The sequence below is a fragment of the Cohnella massiliensis genome (genome assembly GCF_900169535.1).
Lineage (GTDB): Bacteria > Bacillota > Bacilli > Paenibacillales > Paenibacillaceae > Cohnella > Cohnella algarum.
Genome location: NZ_LT821254.1, coordinates 70,958 through 88,231, shown reverse-complemented (window position 1 = coordinate 88,231; position 17,274 = coordinate 70,958). Strand labels below are relative to the sequence as shown.

The window sequence follows — 17,274 nt, the reverse complement described above, 5'->3', positions numbered from 1 at the left end:
CAGCGTCATGAAGGTGGCCAGCATTCAACTGGAGATCAAGGATTCGGAAACGTACGGCGAACGCATCGCCCGCGCCGAATCGTTATGCAGGCAGGCGGCGGGCTCCGACCTGATCCTGCTCCCGGAAATCTGGGCGACCGGCTACTTCTCGTTCGACCGTTACCGGGAGGAGGCGGAAGCGCTGGACGGACCGTTCGTCCGCCGCTTTGCCGGCATCGCCCGCGAGCTGAACAGCTATTTGTTCGCCGGCAGCTTCGTCGAGAAGAACGGAGACGACTTTTACAACACGAGCATCCTGTTCGACCGGAAGGGCGAGCTCGTCGGAACGTACCGCAAAATCCATCTGTTCCGTTACGGCTCCAAAGAAGGCGAGCTGCTGACGAGAGGAACGGATATCGGCGTTTACGATACGGAATTCGGCAAAATCGGGCTCTCGACTTGCTACGACTTGCGCTTTCCCGAGCTGTTCCGGCAGCAGGTGGATGCGGGAGCGGAACTCTTTCTCGTGACGTCGGCATGGCCGCATCAGCGGCTCGCGCACTGGAACTTGTTCAACAGCGCCCGGGCGCTTGAAAATCAGTGCTTCCTCATTTCGTGCAACTGCGCGGGCACGACGCAAGGCGTCCTGCTCGGCGGTCATAGCCGGGTCGTCGATCCGTGGGGCAACCCGGTCGCGTCGGCGGGCGAGCACGAGACGATCGTCAAAACCGAGATCGATCCGAGGGACGTATCCCGGATCCGCGATACGTTCCCTTCCCTGAAACATAGAGTGCTTTGATGGAAAGCAGAAGGTTCATAGAACCCGAGAAGGAGGCAGCTTAGATGAAATTTGCAATCGGGTCCGAACAGATCGAGTGGAGTCCCAAGCGGCTCGTCATCGCCGGATATACGGGGAAAGACCAGGAGACGGTGCGCAAGCACATCGAAGAGCTGAAGGAGATCGGCGTTCCGGCCCCCCGCCAGGTGCCGATGCTGTACGACCTCGCTCCGGAGCTGCTGTCGAGCGCCGGTCAAATCCGCGTCGTCGGCAACGACAGCAGCGGGGAAGCCGAGGTCGTGCTGCTCGACATCGACGGCACCTGGTATGTCGGTCTCGGCAGCGATCATACGGACCGCGTGCTCGAGGCGAATTCGGTGCAAAAGTCGAAGCAAGTGTGCGCCAAGGCCGTATCCGAGGAGCTGTGGCCGCTCGATTCGTTCAAGGACCGTTGGGACGAGATCGAAATGAGGAGCTGGGTCGTCAAGGACGGCGAGACGCGGCTGTATCAGTCCGGCAAGCTCTCCGCTTTTCTGGAACCGGACCGGCTGCTGGACATCGTGAAGGAACGGGGATATTTTTCGCCGGGCATCTGCCTTTACTGCGGAACGCTTCCGCTGGAAACCGAGATCGTGTACGGCGGAACGTTCAAGGCCGAGCTGAGCGATCCCGGGACCGGCCGAAAAATTACGCTGGCGTACGGGACGGAGCCGCTCAAGGACGCGGAAGTCGATTAACGAATCTCGAAAGGGGCTTGTTTCGAACATGAAGGATTGCCCGGTCTACAGCAACTATATCGGCGGAGAATGGACAAGCGCCGCCGCGACGATGGAATCGTACAACCCGGCGACGGGCGAACTGGTCGGCTATGTGCAAAAGTCGACGAGGGAAGACGCGCTGCGGGCGATCGACGCGGCCGAGGCGGCGTTCCGCGCCAGCGATTGGGGCACGAACCCGAAGCGGAGATACGAAGCGCTGCTGGCGCTCGCCCTCAAAATCGAGGAAAACAAAGAGGCGCTGGCCAAGTGGATTACGGTCGAGCAGGGCAAGACGATCCGCGAAGCCCGCACCGAAATCGCCGGCTGCATCGATACGCTGAAATATTTCGCGGGCGCGTCGCGCTCGGTGTTCGGCCGTTCGATCCAGCTGGAGCCGACGAACTTCGGCATCATCGTCAAGGAACCGATCGGCGTCGTCGGGCTGATTACGCCGTGGAACTGGCCGGCGCTCCTGCTCATTCGGGAGCTGGCCCCGGCGCTGGCGGCCGGCAACGCGGTCGTCGTCAAGCCGGCGAGCCTGACGTCGATCTGCTCGATCGAGCTGATCAAGTTTATCGACGAGATCGATTTTTTCCCGAAAGGCATCGTCAGCATCGTCACCGGACCCGGGGCGGAAGTCGGAGAAGCGATGGGCCGCAGCGCCAAGCTCGGCATGATCAGCCTGACGGGCGATACCTCGACCGGCAAGCGCATCCTCGAGATGTCCGCGGTCAATATCAAAAAAGCGGCGCTGGAGCTGGGCGGCAAATCGCCGAACATTCTGTTCGACGATGCCGACTTCGACAAGGCGATTCCGGTGATCGGCAAGTCGATTTTCATCTCGGCGGGGCAAATCTGCATGGCGGGCTCGCGGCTGATCGTGCACGAGTCGATCGCGGACAAGGCGGTAGCGGCGCTGAAGCGGTACGCGGAAAGCCTCGTCGTCGGCAACGGCCTGTCCGAAACGGTGGACATGGGGCCGCTCGTCTCCGCGAGCCAGGTCAAGCTGGTGGAGGAATTCGTGGAGATCGGCCGGCAGCAAGGCCGGATCGTGACCGGGGGCTATCGGCTGACGGGCGAAGGCTACGACAACGGCAACTTTTACGCGCCGACGATCATTGCCGACCTGGCCGCGGACTGCCGGATCGTCAAAGAGGAAATTTTCGGCCCGGTGCTGGCGGTGCAGACGTTCCGAACGGACGACGAAGCGCTGCGGCTTGCCAACGACAGCGATTTCGGCTTGTCGGCGGGCGTCTGGACGACCGACTTCAACCGCGCGGTCCGGTTCGCCAAACGGATCGAGGCCGGCACGGTTTGGATCAATACGTACAACAAAAATTTCCCCGAAGCGGAATTCGGCGGCTACAAGCAAAGCGGACTCGGCCGAACCCGCGGCGTAGACGGGCTGAACGAATACTGCGAAACGAAGCACATTCATTTCGAAGGCGAATTCTAGGCGCCTCGTGAGGAGCGCATAAGATGGAGTTTGAATTTCACATGCCGACGCAAATCCGATTTGGCAGCCAAAAAGCGCGGGAAGTCGGGCAGGTCATGCGCTCGTTCGGCGCCCGCAGATTGATGCTGGTCACCGACCGGGGCGTGCTCGACGCGGGCTTGACCGACGGCGCGGTGCAGGCGCTGAAGGCATCCGGCATCGAATCGGTCACGATCTACTCCGACATCGAACCGGACCCGAGCGTGCAGACGGTGAACCGGGCCGCGGCCGCTTTCCTCGAAGGCGAATGCGACAGCATCGTCGCGATCGGCGGCGGCAGCCCGATCGACGCGGCCAAGGGCATCCGCGTCGTCGCGGCGGGCGGCGGCTCGATTTCCGATTACAACGGCGTCGGACTCGTCAAAGGCACCGGCGGCATTCCGCTGGCGGCCATCCCGACCACGGCCGGGACGGGCAGCGAAGTGACGATGTTCGGCGTTTACACGGACGTGGAGAACGAGGTCAAAATTACGGTGACCAGCTCCCGGATGTCGCCGGACGTCTCGTTTGTCGACCCGGAGCTTACGATGACGTGCCCGCGGCCGATCACTTCGGCCTCCGGCATCGATTCGCTGGCCCATGCGGTGGAGGCGATGTTCAGCACCCGGGCCGTCCCCGCATCGGACGGGCTGGCGGCGGAAGCGATCCGCCTGATCGCTTCGTCCCTGAAACCGGCCTGCGAGACGGGCGGCCGCGCGGCCCGCACCTCGATGTCGCACGGCAGCCTGTTGGCCGGCATGGCGTTCAACATCGCCCATCTAGGCATGACTCACGCCATCAGCAGCGCGTTGTCGGGCAAGTGCCACGTCTCGCACGGCGTCGCCATCGGACTGCTGCTGCCGACCGTCGTCGCCTTCAACGCGAAGGCGAGCCCGGAGCGCGCAGCGAAAATCGCGAGCCTTCTGGGAATCGAAGGGGGCTCGGACGAGGAGCGAATCCGCAGGCTGGGTCCGTTCCTGACCGAGCTCGCGGCGGAGATCGGGCTTCCGACCCGCCTGAACCAGGTCGGCGTCAAACGGGAGCAACTTCCGGATATCGCGCGCGACACGTTCAAAAGCCGAATGCTGCAATATAATCCGATCCAGCCCACCGTCCGGGAAGTGTCGGACCTGCTGGAAGGATTGTATCAATAAAATGTGGAGAGAGAGTGATGGTAAATGAAAAAGAAAGTAAAGCTCGGGATGGTCATGACTCTGATTGCGGCATTGCTGGCGGCTTGCGGCGGCGGAAATAGCGGGTCCAACGCGTCGGAATCCCCGGCGGCTTCTTCCGGCAGCTCCTCCCCCGCGGCGTCCGCGAGCGGCGAGACGTCCGGCGCTTTCGCCGATCCGGTCACGTTCAAATTCGCCAACATCACCAAAGAAGGAAATGCGTACAGCAACGTCGGCGTCGACATGGACACCTATTTGAACGAAAAAACCGGCGGCCGCGTCTCGTTCCAGCAATTCCCGGGAGGCCAGCTCGGCAACGAGGCGGATATGATGCAGCAGCTCAACACGGGCGCGCTGGACTTCGCCGTGATCACGACGGCGCAATTGAGCAACTCGTCCCCCGACTTCGGCGCCTGGCTGATGCCGTTCCTCGTCGATAGCCATCAGCAAGCCTATGAGCTGTGGACGTCCGACGAATCGATGGCGCTGTTCGATTCGCTGACGAGCGAAAACGTCGTCGGCCTCGGGTACGCGTCCGCCGGCTTCCGTTATCTTCTGGCCACGAAGCCGATCGAGACCGCCGCCGATCTGGCGAACATGAAGCTTCGCACGACGCCGAGCCCGACGATTCTCGACTTTATGAACGGACTGAAAGTCAGCCCGACGCCGATGCCGCTGACGGAAGTGTACATGTCGCTGCAAACCGGCGTCATCGACGGCGTCGATATCGACACCCAAAGCCTGATTACGGAAAACCTGACGGAAATCGCGAAGCATATGACGCCGAGCAAACACATGTATTGGGCGGCCGCGATTCTTGTCAACAAGGACCGCTGGAACGGATTTTCCGAAGAAGAAAAGCAGCTTGTACAGGAAGCCGTCACGGTCGCCATGGAGAACAACGTCAAATTCAACGAAGAAACCGAAGCGAAGCTGAACGAAACCGGCGCCGCCGATTACGGGATCACGATTCATCAATTGAAGGACCCTTCGGAATTCGATGCCGTCGTGCAATCCGTTTACGACAAATGGACGGCGCAATCGGATAAAATCGCCAAATTCGTCGAGAAGGCGCAAGCGATTAAAGCGCAAGGGTAACCGCAAGGAAATTCAGTCTAGTCAACGGAGGTCGTCTTCATGAACGGATCCAAACGGAACCCCTTCGCTGTCCTCATCGAGTTCTTAGACAAAGTTTTGGTTTGGCTCGGCATCGTTCTGGGAGCCTCCTTGACTATCAACATGATTGTAGCCGTCCTGTTCCGATACGTGCTCGGCCGCCCGATTTTCTGGGCGGACGACGTATCGTTGTATTTGTTCTGCTGGCTGACGTTTATCGGCAGCGCCTTGGCGGTGCGAAGAAAAGAGATGGCGGCCGTAACCATTTTACTCGAAAAGCTTCCGCCGCTCCTAAGAAAGATAGCGGATATTTTGATCGAGCTTTGCGTTTTGTTTTTTGTCGTCATTATGTTCTACTACTCTTATAAGTGGATTGCCAGCCCGAGCGTGCTTCAGCAAATCTCGCCGACGCTTTCGGTCAAGCTGTGGATCATTTATCTCGCGCTTCCGATTTCGATGGTTTGCATGGCGATTTTCACGATCGAATCCATCGTCAACAAGCTGCGGCCGTCCGGTTCGAAGGAGGGAACCCCCGCATGATCGCGCTGATCGCTTTTATCGTCTTGCTGCTTGTGGGCGTTCCGATCTCCTTCGTTCTCGGAATCACGACGATCGTATATATGATGACGGAAGGCAACATGGCGCTGCTTCTGTCCGCGCCTTCCAAACTGTTCAACGGGCTGCAAAATTTCTCGCTCGTGGCCATTCCGATGTTCGTCCTGCTTGGCGAACTCATGAATCGCGGGGGCATTACCGAGCGGCTCATCCAGTTTGCCAAAGTGCTGCTCGGCCATTTCCGCGGCGGACTCGCCTACGTCAACGTGGCGGGCAACGTGTTTCTGGCCTCGATCATCGGCTCGGCCACGGCGCAATCGGCGGTCATGAGCAAAACGATGGTTCCGGTCATGGAGAAGGAAGGCTATCCGCGCGGCTTCAGCGCGTCGCTTACCGCCTCGGCCTCGATCATCGGCCCGCTCATTCCGCCGAGCATGCCGTTCATCGTTTACGGCGTTACGGCGGGCGCGTCGATCTCCAGCCTGTTCCTGGCGGGGATTATCCCGGGCATCCTGTTTGCCCTGGCGTTCGGCGCCTATATTTTCTTTGTCGCCAAAAAGCGCGGGTACCCGAAGTCCGAGCGGGCAAGCATGAAACAAGTGTGGCAAAGCGCCCTGTACGTTCTGCCGGCTCTCTGCATCCCGCTCGTCATTCTGATCGGCGTCACGAGCGGCATCTTTACCGCGACCGAATCGGCGGCGGTGTCGGTGTTCATCGCGCTCATTGTCGGCAGTCTTTTTTATAAGGAATTAAAGTGGGGGCACGTTCCGGGAATTATATTGCGGACGGCGATCACGTCCGCTTCGGTGACCTTTTTGCTGGCGACGTCGGACCTGTTCGGATGGATGCTGAACTTCGAGATGATCCCGCAGGCCATTACGGATGTGTTCCTGACGGTCGCAAACAACGAATTCACGTTTCTTTTGCTTCTGAACGTCCTGCTTCTGGTCATCGGCACCGTTTTCGAAGGGCTCCCGGCGCTCATCATTTTGACGCCGATCCTGCTGCCGGCCGCCGTCAGCTTCGGGGTCGATCCGGTGCACCTGGGCGTCATCATGAACATCAACCTGACACTGGGCCTCATCTCCCCGCCGGTCGGCTCGGTGCTTTTCGTCACGGCGGCGAACTCGGGCATCAAGGTCGAAACGCTGGCCCGAAACGTAATGGGACTATTAGTCTTTTCCTATGTGATATTGCTGATGATTACGTACATGGATTGGACGTCATTGGCGCTTCCGAAGCTGTTCCTCGGAAACTGAACTATCGTCATATGAGCTTTTTGTCGGGCGGACTCTCCGGAGTCCGCCCGACGGAGCCTTAAGGAGTTTTGGAACGGACACGATCCTAGGAGGGAACAACATGCCCGCCACATTAACGGGAACCCCGTCGCATCGCATGATCCTGCGAATCGGGATGGATCACGCCATTATTTCGTTCGGCATGCTGGCATCGCTGATCGGGGAATTCGGCGGCGATATCGTCGCCATCGACGTCATTCGCGCGGACAAGACGTCCACCGTTCGCGACATTACGGTCGCGATCGCGGAGCCTCGTTTTCCCGCCATGATCGAGAGTTTGAAGTCGGTAAACGGGATCGAGCTGATCCATGTGTCGGATCCGACGTTTCTGCTGCATTTGGGCGGGAAAATCGAAATGCAGCCGAAAATGCCCGTGCGCAACCGCGACGATCTGTCGAAGGTGTATACGCCCGGCGTGGCGAAGGTGTGCACCGCGATTCACGAAAGCCCGGGCAAAGCGTTCACGCTGACGATGAAGCGCAATTTCGTCGCGGTCGTCTCCGACGGCACGGCCGTGCTGGGGCTCGGCGATATCGGGCCCGCGGCCGCGATGCCGGTCATGGAAGGCAAGGCGATGCTGTTCAAGCAGCTGGCCGGCGTCGACGCCGTGCCGATTTGCCTGGATACGAAGGATACCGAGGAGATTATCCGGACGATCAAGCACATTGCTCCGGCCTTCGGAGGCATCAACCTGGAGGACATCAGCTCTCCGCGCTGCTTCGAGATCGAGGAGCGGCTGAAGCGGGAACTCGACATTCCCGTTTTCCACGACGATCAGCACGGGACGGCCGTCGTCGTGCTGGCCGGCCTGTTCAACGCGCTGCGGCTCGTCGGCAAGGAGATGAAGGACGTGCGCATCGCGGTGCAGGGCATCGGGGCCGCCGGCGTGTCGATCATCAAAATGCTGCTGGCCGCGGGTGCCTCGCGCATCGTCGCGGTCGACCGCTGCGGCGTGCTGAACCGGCGGCAGGTTTACGACAACCCGATGTGGAACTGGGTGGCGCAGCATACGAACGCGGAGGGGATCGGCGGCACCGTAACCGACGCGTTGGCCGGCGCCGACGTCTTCGTCGGCGTATCCGGGCCGAACTCCGTCACGGTCGACGACGTGAAGGGAATGGCCGCGGACGCGATCGTGTTCGCCATGGCGAATCCGAAGCCGGAAATCGAGCCGGAGCTGATCGCGGGCCATGCCCGGGTCATCGCGACGGGGCGAAGCGATTATCCGAACCAGATCAACAACGTGCTGTGCTTTCCCGGCATTTTCCGGGGGGCGCTCGATTGCCGGGCTTCGGACATCAACGAGGAGATGAAGCTGGCGACGTCGCGGGCGATCGCCTCGGCCGTGACGGATGCGGAGCTGAACGAGCAATATATCATTCCGTCCATTTTCAACGACAAAGTCGTCAAGGCGATCCGGGACGCCGTCGTCCAGGCGGCCATCGATTCGGGAACGGCGAGGCGGATTCCGCCGGAGTTTCGGAAGTAATTCGAAGCGGGACTGCCGGAGCTTGCGAACGATATTCGGAGCTTGCAGAACGCCGTTTGTCGCCTGTTTGGAGCGCCGAACTTTGCCCAGAGCAGCGGCGTTCCTCTTTTTTACCCTAATATATAACTTTACAGCAATATACCTGAATGGTAATATAATGACATGAAAAACGACAAGCTATTTGAAGTGCTGGCCGAGCCGAACCGGAGGGCGATTCTCGATTGTTTGCGCATTCGGGAACGTACGGTCGGGGAACTGGTAGCGGCCTCGTCGATCAGCCAACCCGGCGTATCGAAGCATTTGCGCATTTTGCGGGAAGCGGGACTCGTTTCCGTGCGCAAAGACGCCCAGCGGCATCTGTACAGCTTGAGGGCGGAACCGCTGGCGGAGATGGACAACTGGCTGGAGCCCTATCGCCGGTTCTGGTCGGACAAGCTGGACGCGCTGGAAAAGCGATTGGACGAAGAAGCCGAAAGGGAGGAATAGACGAATGCTGGCCGTCATTCAAAAAAACGCGAACGGGTACACCGCCCGCTACGAGCGCCGTTTGAAGCACCCCGTCGCCAAGGTGTGGGCGATGCTGACCGAGAACGAGAAGCTGGCCAAATGGTTTTCCGAGCTCAGCGTCGACGATTTGCGGGAGGGCGGGGTTATCAAGTTCGACATGCAGGACGGCACGTTCGAGGAAATGGAAATTCTCGAGCTGAAGGCGGAATCCGTGCTCGAATATACGTGGGGCGAGGACCGCGTCCGGTTCGAACTCTATCCGGAGCCGGACGGCTGCCGCCTCGTCCTGATCGAGACGATCGCGAAGCTGACGGACCATACGCCGAAGGATATCGCGGGTTGGGACGTCTGCCTGGACGTCATCGAAGCGGTGCTCGCCGGCAGGACGATCGAGTCCAGAAAAAGCGCATGGGAAATCAAGTACGAGCAATACGCCAAACTTTTTGCGGAGCTGGGCTGAAGGCCGGGTTTCCGAACGGGAGGAGGAACGCGCATGTGCCGAAATATTCGTACGCTGTTCAATTTCGACCCGCCCGCGACCGAAGAGGAGGTCCGGGCCGCCGCGCTTCAATACGTCCGGAAGGTGACGGGTTTTACGGCGCCGTCCAAGGCGAACGAAGAGGCGTTTCATCGGGCGGTGGAGGAGATTGCTTTCGCCAGCCAGCGACTGTTGGACGCTCTGGTCACGCAGGCGGAGCCGAAAAATCGGGAGGTCGAAGCGGAGCGCGCCCGCGCCCGATCCGCCAAACGATTCGGCACGGCCGAGCGCTGACATCGCCCGCGGTTTCAACGGGTCGGCAGGAAGACGGCCCGAGGTCCGATGGTCGAGCGTCGGGGAATCGCGGCACCCATCTCCGCCGCGGCATCGCTCCGCCGCTACAACGCCCCCTCCGACTGCACGATTTGCATCGCATGCTCGTAGTCGGCCTCGTCCACGGTCGCCGCCAGCAAAATATCGCGCCCGGCGGTCCGGTTATCCGGCCTTCCGTAGCTGACGCCGCCGACTCCGGCGTCCGGCTTGGCGCCGAGGGTGTCGAATCCCTCGCCGGGCGTCATCTTTGGGAGCCCGGCGGATTGTCCGGAAATCGCATTCCTCGCGGCATCCGAGTGCTCGGCTCCGTTGCCGGCATAGCCGTCGAACCGTTCGATCGCATATTCGCCTAGGCGCAGCGCCTTTAGCTTTTCCAAAGCCTGCTTGGCTTGATCGGGCGTATGAAAATAGGCCAGTATCGTCTTCTCCGACATCGTAAGGGTTCCTCCAAATCCGATCGGCCGACCGGTCCTTGATGCCACGTAGTATAGACCGGCCCGCTATCCGGTATTCGTCCGGGGGGCGGGATCGGTCTTTTCATTTTGATTTTATTTAACCAAATGGTTGAATAGCGAGCAGTGCATCGGGGACGGGTACTTCGAGTACCGGCTCCGGGAATTGGTTTATCGCGGCGTTCTCGAAATCAAGGGAGTCCCGCGGGCGATGCGATATTACAGCGTCCGGTTGAAGAGCGACGCATAGCGCCGCGTGGCAATTGCCTTTAGCGGAATAACGCGGGGAGAAACGCCTTATACGCAATAAAAGCAAAGGCCGAGCCGGTGCGCGATCGCGCACCGGCTCGGCTCTCCGCGGTTGCATATAAGCCGTGGCTGCCCAACTCAACCCTCCAAGCGCATCTTGCGGCAGGTCGAGGCGGTCGCCCGCCGCCTTATTGATTGATCATGCCGCCGTCGACCGTGTACAAAGACCCGGTGACGAAGGAGGCTTCGTCGGACAGCAGGAAGTTCATGACCGCCGCCACCTCGTGAGGCTCGCCGTACCGCCCCATCGGCGTAGCCGCTTCGTTCGCTTTTTTGAACGCATCGGCGTCGCCGAAGTTTTGCTCGATTTGGCGCATCATGCGCGTATTGATCGTGCCCGGAAGCACCGCGTTGACGCGAATGCCGAGCGGCGCGAGTTCGTTGGCGGCGACCCGGGTAAGGCCGATGACCGCGTGCTTGGACATGATATAAGGGGACATCCCGGGAGCGCCCATCAAGCCGGCAAGCGAAGAGGTGTTCAAAATCGCGCCCGACTTTTGTTTTTTCATGACGGGAATGACGTGCTGGAGGCCGAGGAAAACGCCGCGCACGTTCACGTTGTAAACCAGGTCGAGCGCTTTGACGCTTTGCTCCTCGATCAAACCGGAAGGGCCTTCGATTCCGGCGTTGTTGGCGAAATAGTCGATCGTTCCGAACTTCTCCAACGCTTTGCTTACGTAGTTTTGCACGTCCTCTTCCTTGGAAACGTCGGCGGCTACCGCCAGGGAATTGGAATCGTTCAGGTCGAGCTCCCCTATCGTTTTTTTCACCGCATCCTCGTTCAAGTCGACGAGGACGAGATTGACGCCGCGCTCCGCGAAACGGCGGGCCAGCTCCTTGCCGATGCCTCCGGCCGCGCCCGTAATGACCGCTGTTTTTTGCGTTTGGCTCATTGTATGTTCGCTTCCTTCGTTATGGATTGAAAAACGGGAAATCCGACGCCGTTCCGAGCGCCGAGCTTCTTCCTAAGGGTAACTCCGTTTCGGGCGTTCGGACAATCATCAACCCGTCACAGAAATGTCACGTATTCAACAAAAAGGATTTCCTGTGTTAAGTTAAAGAGAGAAATTGAACATGGGGCCATGGACTTGCCTAGAATGCGCCTGGCGGAACGAACTTATGCGGCCGGGAGGCAAGCGGGCGAATTGTCGCGCGAGGAGGCGGGCTGTTGGCGATGGATGAGCATTTGGATCGGCGAATCCGCAAAACCCGGCAAGCGTTAAAAGAGGCGCTCGTTGCGCTCATTCTGGAAAAAGGCTACGATGCCGTGACGATTATCGATATCGCGGACAGGGCGGATTACAACCGCGGAACCTTTTACAATCATTACGCCGGGAAGGAAGAGCTGCTAAGCGAAATCCACGGCGAATTTTTGCGCCGGACCGGGGAGTCGCTGCTTGAGCCGTACAAAGGAATGGAGCGGGTTGCGGCGGCGGACATTTATCCTTCGATTTTGCTGTTATTCGAACATATCGAAAAGCATAAAGACGAATTTACGGCGCTGCTGTCCGTCGACCGCAAGCTGGCGCTCGAGCTGAACGACGCCCTGCGGGAATCGATGCGAAGGGATATGCATATCGAAATGGAACCGGGCGCGGCGTCCGTCGATTACGAAATCCTGCTAAGCTATCAAATGTCGGCAACGGTCGGCGTCATCATGCATTGGGCGGAAACCCGGTTCAAATATTCGGCGCGCTTTATGGCGGAACAGCTGCATTCGCTCGTGAACGGGCGCATCGCCTTCATCCAATTCAAACGGTAATGGCGCAGCATTTTTTCGGCGAAAAAATCGGGTATTGACCTTGACGCTGCGTCAACGTGTACGGTTAGGTTGTCGGGAGGTGAAGGCATGGAATATACGGTGCAGAAGCTGGGGCAACTCGCGGGAGTCAGTACTCGAACGCTGCGGTATTACGACGCAATCGGCATCCTTAAGCCGGCAAGGATCAATTCGTCGGGATACCGGATTTACGGTCAGGCCCAGGTCGACAGGCTGCAGCAAATTCTTTTTTACCGGGAACTCGGGTTCGGCCTGGACCGCATCAAGCAAATCGTGACGGATCCCGCTTTTGACCCGGCGCAAGCGCTGCAACAACATCGCAAGCACCTGCTCGACAAGCGAAAGCAGTTGGACGCGTTGATCGCGAACGTGGAAAAAACGATTGCTTTGTCCGAAGGGAGAATGACCATGAGCGACAAGGAAAAATTCGAAGGATTCAAACGCCGAATGATCGAGGATAACGAACAAAAGTACGGAGCCGAAGTCCGCGCCAAGTACGGAGACGAAACGGTGGATCAATCCAATCAAAAGCTGATGAACATGACGCCGGAGCAACACGAAGAGGTGACCCGCCTGGCGGCCGAGGTGCAAACGACCCTCGCGGAAGCGTTTCGAACGGGCGATCCGGCCGGGGAGCTCGCACAGAAGGCGGCCGACTTGCACAAGCGGTGGCTGACCTATTACTGGAGCGGGTACAGCAAGGAGGCGCATGCCGGAGTCGCGCAAATGTACGTGGACGACGAGCGGTTCAAAGCGTACTATGACGAAAAACAGCCGGGCACGGCCGAGTTTTTGCGGGATGCGATCCTCGTTTATACGGGGATCGGAAAGCCCTGAGCGCGGAAGCGGGCGACCCTGGCAAAAGCGGAATGCAAAGCATAATGGAAAGCAGATGAAAAGCATGGAGCCTTGCGAGCGGACGTCGTCCGTCGCGGGGCTTTTTTTGCATGGGTCCTCCGCGGATTCCGTTCGCTCCTGCACCTTGATTAAATTATTTACTTATGTTAATTTATTTATATAAGTTAACTGAAAGTTGAGGATAACGATGAAGTCTGACATTCCGCTGCGGGAAATCAAAAAAGCGCGCAACAAGATCGCGCTGTATGAAGCCTGCTTGACGCTGATCGCGCAGAAAGCTTCGCTCCGGGAAGTGATGCTGGAAGACATCTGTCGGCTGGCCGAAGTGTCGCGGGTTACGTTTTTCAAATTTTATCAACGGAAGGAGGATCTGCTCGTTTATTTTATGCGCGTTTGGCTGACCGAGCGGATCGCGGAAATCGAGACGAACGGGATGCGCGGATTCGAGGCCGTTCGGCATTTGTTTCGAAAGGCGGCCGAAGTGTCGCGGGAACGGCCAAGCATCATGGCGAGCCTGGTTTCCTTTTTGGCGGAGACGAAAATGCACCCCTGCATGCCGGAGATGAGCGCGGCGGAAATCTGTCTGCTGTTTCCCGAATATGAGGAAATCGGCGCCCGGACGCCCCATATGCATCGTTTGTTTTACCGGTGCATGGAAGAAGCCCGGGAGGAAGGGCGGCTCAACCGGAATACGACGCCGGACACGGCGGTAAAGGTGCTGTTCACCGTGTTTTACGGCGCCTTTCTGACGGCGCAGGCGTATGGCGAGGACGATTTCGAGACCATATACGAAATCCATCTTCGATGGATCGAAAACGCGTAGACGAGGAGAATGTACCGTGAGCAAAGTCGTTCCGGGGCGTTATACCGCCCGGATGGAAGGTTCATTTGCCGTGTTCATGATCGGTATGCGGGTCAACAAACTGTGGGCGATTCCTAAATGGTGGCCGGTGTTCGCGGCGATGAACCCGATGCTGCGGGAATTGTACGCCCACCCCGAGCTTGGCTTTTTAAGCAGCACTTTTCATCTGTCGTGGAGAGGGCTGACCCTCGTCCAATACTGGAAATCGTTCGAGCATTTGGAGAAGTACGCTCGCGAGGCTCCGAACCATCTGAAGGCGTGGCGGGATTTCAACCGGAAGGTCGGTGCGAGCGGCGTCGTCGGGATCTACCATGAAACGTATTTGATCCCCGAAGGCCAGTACGAATGCCTGTACAGCAATATGCCCGTTTTCGGACTCGCCAAGGCGGGGAGCCACGAGCCCGCGACCGGAAGGCGGGAAACCGCGAGCGGAAGGCTGGAGCGTACCGACGGGCCGTGAAGAAATAACCAGAAGATTGTCGATTCATGGCGTTATTTTTGAAAATATAGGCTATTCATCCCTCCAATCTTCCTATAAAATCTAGATAAGAACGTGGACGTGAAGTTTTCTGACATCCGCAAGGAGGATACGATGAACGCTTATAGAAGCCATGAAGAGATGCCCGCCATTCCTCCCGAGGATCGAATCGCGGCGTATTACCAGCCTATCGTAGCGCTCGATACGCGGCGGATTTTCGGATACGAAGTGCTGGGAAGGGAGAGAACGGGGGATGGCGTCCGCAGTCTCGGGCCCTTTTTCTCGGATGAACGCGTACCGGTCGAAGACCAGGTTCGGGTCGACCGGTTGCTGCGGGAACAGGCGATCGCGAAGCTTGGGGAAACCGCCGAGCCCCCGTTTTTGTTTTTGAATTTGAAACCCTCGTGGATTTATCGGCACTATCATTCCTCCGGCGAATTGCATACGCTCCAGCTGCTCGAGAAATACGGTATTTCCCCTTCGAAAGTGTGCATTGAAATTACGGAAGAAGAATTTCGGGGGTCGATGACCGAGCTGAACGAGGTGATCGACGAATACCGGGCGCAGGGCTGCCGAATCGCCATCGACGATGTCGGCTCCGGATTCAGCAGCTACGACCGGATCGCGCAAATTCAGCCGAACCTGTTGAAGGTCGACATCCACATGATGAAAAAAAGCGCCAGCCACCAAGGTTATTTGGGCGTGCTGCGGTCTTTTTCGACGCTGGCGGAACAGATCGGAGCTTCGCTTCTGGTCGAAGGCGTGGAGACGCGGCAGGATTTGCAGCGGGCCATCCAGATCGGGGCCCGTTATGCCCAGGGGTATTTGTTCGCTCCGGCGGAAGCGGAGTTTCGTCCGAAAGACGATTTTGCCCAAGTGATCGGAGAGGAGCTGGAAGAGCACAAGCGAAAGCTGCAAGCCTCCGAACGAATTTGGCTGCAAAAAGGGAAGCGGCTCTTTATGTCCATTGCCGAAACCGGAACCCGGGAACGCCTCGAAGAGACGGAGGAGGTGCGGAGAGACGGAGCGCTTTCGAACGAAGCGTCCGAACGGTATGACGAGGCGATTTCCCGCTGGCTTCCGGATCTCGACGAAGATTGTCTCCGCGTTTACTTGTGCCGGGACAACGGCATCCAGCTTTCCTCCAATCATTCGCGGAGCCCGGAAGGAACCTGGCGGATCGAAAAGGACTTCCGCGGCTCGGATTGGAGCTGGAGGCCGTACTTTATTCCGCATTTGTCGCATGCGGAACCGCGGACGGAATCGAAGATTTCGACCAAGTACGCGGATTTGGATACCCATGCCTGGATTCGCACCGTATCGCTGCCGATCGGCCGGGAGCTCGTCTTGTTTTTGGATATCGTAGACCGTACGATTTGACCGCCCAGGGCGTTCGCGCGAACAAACCGGGATTCCTCTTTTAGGGGAATTCCGGTTTTTTTGTCGTTTATCCATATACTTTTTGATGAATTTATTAGATTTTAACAACAAAATGATTTATTATTTGTTTAGTTTTTATAAGAATCTAACAACAAAGAAAGTCAGGCACTGACTTGGGGAGGCCATTCATGGGCAAGACGATCAAAATCGGCATCGTAGGATACGGGAACCTGGGCAAGGGCGTGCGCCAGGCGATCGGACAAAATCCGGACATGGAACTCGCGGCCGTGTTTACGAGGAGAGAGCCTGCCGGGCTGCAAGCGGGGGAGAACGTCCGCTTCGAGGCTTTCTCGGCGATCGAGTCTTATATAGGGAACATCGACGTCATGATTTTATGCGGCGGATCCGCTACCGATTTGCCGGAGCAAACGCCGCATATCGCCCGCTGGTTCCATACCGTCGACAGTTTCGACACGCACGCGAAAATTCCGGAATTTTTCGAGACGGTAGACGCCGCGGCTCGACAGGGCGGCAAGCTGAGCATTATTTCGACGGGCTGGGATCCGGGGCTGTTTTCGCTGAACCGGCTGCTGGCCGAAGCGATTCTCCCGGAAGGAAAGGAATACACGTTCTGGGGCAAAGGCGTCAGCCAGGGACATTCCGACGCGATTCGGCGCATCCCCGGCGTGAAAGCCGGCGTTCAGTATACGGTGCCGGTCCCGGAAGCGATCGAGCGCATCCGCTCCGGCGAGACCCCCGATTTGCAAACGCGGGAAAAGCATTCGCGCCATTGCTACGTCGTAGCGGAAGACGGCGCGGACAAGGAGCGCATTCGCGAAGCGATCGTGACGATGCCGAACTATTTCGCGGACTACGATACGACCGTGACGTTCGTTTCCGAAGAGGAGCTGAAAGCCGAGCATGGCGGCATGCCGCATGGAGGCTTCGTCATCCGCAGCGGCACGACCGGAAGCGGCACGAAACAACGGATCGAGTTCGGCCTGACGCTCGGAAGCAACCCGGAATTCACGGCCAGCGTGCTGGTCGCGTGCGCGCGGGCGGGCTTCAGGCTCGGCGAGCAAGGGGCGGTCGGAGCCAGAACGATTTTCGACTTGCCGCTCGGCTTGCTGTCGCCCAAGTCGCCCGAGCAATTGCGCCGGGAACTGCTGTAACGGTTTCGATTCACATTCAGGAAAAACAAAGGAGCGCCGCATTCTA

At 58.6% G+C, this 17,274-nt stretch carries 20 protein-coding genes; 18 read left to right on the top strand and 2 right to left on the bottom strand.

Annotation, left to right across the window (positions count from 1 at the left end; genetic code table 11):
* The first annotated feature begins 7 nt into the window (after window positions 1-7).
* The 11 genes from B7E11_RS02850 to B7E11_RS02800 all read left to right on the top strand — a co-directional run bounded on the left by B7E11_RS02850 (window position 8) and on the right by B7E11_RS02800 (window position 9,898).
* The gene (locus tag B7E11_RS02850; protein WP_080832116.1) at window positions 8-778 is read left to right on the top strand and encodes a carbon-nitrogen family hydrolase; all 771 of its coding nucleotides are present in this window, start codon (window positions 8-10) and stop codon (window positions 776-778) included.
* Window positions 779-822: 44 nt separating this feature from the next.
* Complete coding sequence (locus tag B7E11_RS02845) at window positions 823-1,494, top strand: DUF2848 family protein (protein WP_080832115.1); 672 nt, start codon at window positions 823-825, stop codon at window positions 1,492-1,494.
* A gap of 28 nt (window positions 1,495-1,522) precedes the next feature.
* Window positions 1,523-2,971, top strand: coding sequence for an aldehyde dehydrogenase family protein (locus B7E11_RS02840; protein ID WP_080832114.1), 1,449 nt, complete (start codon window positions 1,523-1,525; stop codon window positions 2,969-2,971).
* Window positions 2,972-2,994: 23 nt separating this feature from the next.
* A complete protein-coding gene (locus tag B7E11_RS02835; protein ID WP_080832113.1) occupies window positions 2,995-4,143 on the top strand; it encodes an iron-containing alcohol dehydrogenase family protein in 1,149 nt (382 codons plus the stop codon).
* 24 nt (window positions 4,144-4,167) lie between these two features.
* Window positions 4,168-5,259 carry a TRAP transporter substrate-binding protein gene (locus B7E11_RS02830; protein WP_080832112.1) on the top strand — a complete coding sequence of 364 codons (1,092 nt, stop codon included), beginning with the start codon at window positions 4,168-4,170 and terminating at the stop codon, window positions 5,257-5,259.
* A 39-nt stretch (window positions 5,260-5,298) separates the two neighbouring features.
* The gene (locus tag B7E11_RS02825; protein WP_080832111.1) at window positions 5,299-5,817 is read left to right on the top strand and encodes a TRAP transporter small permease; all 519 of its coding nucleotides are present in this window, start codon (window positions 5,299-5,301) and stop codon (window positions 5,815-5,817) included.
* On the top strand, window positions 5,814-7,091 hold the full coding sequence (locus B7E11_RS02820) for a TRAP transporter large permease (RefSeq protein ID WP_080832110.1): 1,278 nt from the start codon (window positions 5,814-5,816) through the stop codon (window positions 7,089-7,091). Before B7E11_RS02825 ends, B7E11_RS02820 begins: the two co-directional genes overlap by 4 nt.
* A 100-nt stretch (window positions 7,092-7,191) precedes the next feature.
* A complete protein-coding gene (locus B7E11_RS02815; RefSeq protein ID WP_281256470.1) occupies window positions 7,192-8,619 on the top strand; it encodes an NAD-dependent malic enzyme in 1,428 nt (475 codons plus the stop codon).
* A 162-nt stretch (window positions 8,620-8,781) separates the two neighbouring features.
* The gene (locus tag B7E11_RS02810) at window positions 8,782-9,105 is read left to right on the top strand and encodes an ArsR/SmtB family transcription factor (RefSeq protein ID WP_080832109.1); all 324 of its coding nucleotides are present in this window, start codon (window positions 8,782-8,784) and stop codon (window positions 9,103-9,105) included.
* Between the two features lie 4 nt (window positions 9,106-9,109).
* Complete coding sequence (locus tag B7E11_RS02805; RefSeq protein ID WP_080832108.1) at window positions 9,110-9,586, top strand: SRPBCC family protein; 477 nt, start codon at window positions 9,110-9,112, stop codon at window positions 9,584-9,586.
* 33 nt (window positions 9,587-9,619) lie between these two features.
* Window positions 9,620-9,898, top strand: coding sequence for a DUF2277 domain-containing protein (locus B7E11_RS02800; protein ID WP_080832107.1), 279 nt, complete (start codon window positions 9,620-9,622; stop codon window positions 9,896-9,898).
* A 104-nt stretch (window positions 9,899-10,002) separates the two neighbouring features.
* On the opposite strand, the gene B7E11_RS02795 is transcribed toward B7E11_RS02800, so the two are convergent.
* Window positions 10,003-10,371, bottom strand: coding sequence for a hypothetical protein (locus B7E11_RS02795; protein WP_080832106.1), 369 nt, complete (start codon window positions 10,369-10,371; stop codon window positions 10,003-10,005).
* 130 nt (window positions 10,372-10,501) lie between these two features.
* Between B7E11_RS02795 and B7E11_RS02790 the strand changes: the two genes are divergently transcribed.
* The gene (locus B7E11_RS02790) at window positions 10,502-10,639 is read left to right on the top strand and encodes a DUF3658 domain-containing protein (RefSeq protein WP_080832105.1); all 138 of its coding nucleotides are present in this window, start codon (window positions 10,502-10,504) and stop codon (window positions 10,637-10,639) included.
* A gap of 187 nt (window positions 10,640-10,826) precedes the next feature.
* On the opposite strand, the gene B7E11_RS02785 is transcribed toward B7E11_RS02790, so the two are convergent.
* Window positions 10,827-11,591 (bottom strand): SDR family NAD(P)-dependent oxidoreductase, encoded by a 765-nt coding sequence (locus B7E11_RS02785; RefSeq protein ID WP_080832104.1) that lies wholly within the window; start codon window positions 11,589-11,591, stop codon window positions 10,827-10,829.
* A gap of 281 nt (window positions 11,592-11,872) precedes the next feature.
* Here B7E11_RS02785 and B7E11_RS02780 point away from each other — a divergent pair, with 281 nt between their 5' ends.
* From B7E11_RS02780 to B7E11_RS02755, 6 genes are all read left to right on the top strand, one after another.
* On the top strand, window positions 11,873-12,460 hold the full coding sequence (locus B7E11_RS02780) for a TetR/AcrR family transcriptional regulator (RefSeq protein ID WP_240353585.1): 588 nt from the start codon (window positions 11,873-11,875) through the stop codon (window positions 12,458-12,460).
* Window positions 12,461-12,547: 87 nt separating this feature from the next.
* Window positions 12,548-13,315: a MerR family transcriptional regulator gene (locus B7E11_RS02775; RefSeq protein WP_080832102.1), complete on the top strand. Its 768-nt coding sequence runs from the start codon at window positions 12,548-12,550 to the stop codon at window positions 13,313-13,315.
* A gap of 208 nt (window positions 13,316-13,523) precedes the next feature.
* The gene (locus tag B7E11_RS02770) at window positions 13,524-14,159 is read left to right on the top strand and encodes a TetR/AcrR family transcriptional regulator (RefSeq protein WP_080832101.1); all 636 of its coding nucleotides are present in this window, start codon (window positions 13,524-13,526) and stop codon (window positions 14,157-14,159) included.
* A 16-nt stretch (window positions 14,160-14,175) separates the two neighbouring features.
* Window positions 14,176-14,658, top strand: coding sequence for a DUF4188 domain-containing protein (locus B7E11_RS02765; protein ID WP_080832100.1), 483 nt, complete (start codon window positions 14,176-14,178; stop codon window positions 14,656-14,658).
* A gap of 132 nt (window positions 14,659-14,790) precedes the next feature.
* The gene (locus B7E11_RS02760; protein ID WP_080832099.1) at window positions 14,791-16,056 is read left to right on the top strand and encodes an EAL domain-containing protein; all 1,266 of its coding nucleotides are present in this window, start codon (window positions 14,791-14,793) and stop codon (window positions 16,054-16,056) included.
* Between the two features lie 188 nt (window positions 16,057-16,244).
* Window positions 16,245-17,228, top strand: coding sequence for a diaminopimelate dehydrogenase (locus tag B7E11_RS02755; RefSeq protein WP_080832098.1), 984 nt, complete (start codon window positions 16,245-16,247; stop codon window positions 17,226-17,228).
* Window positions 17,229-17,274: the final 46 nt, after the last annotated feature.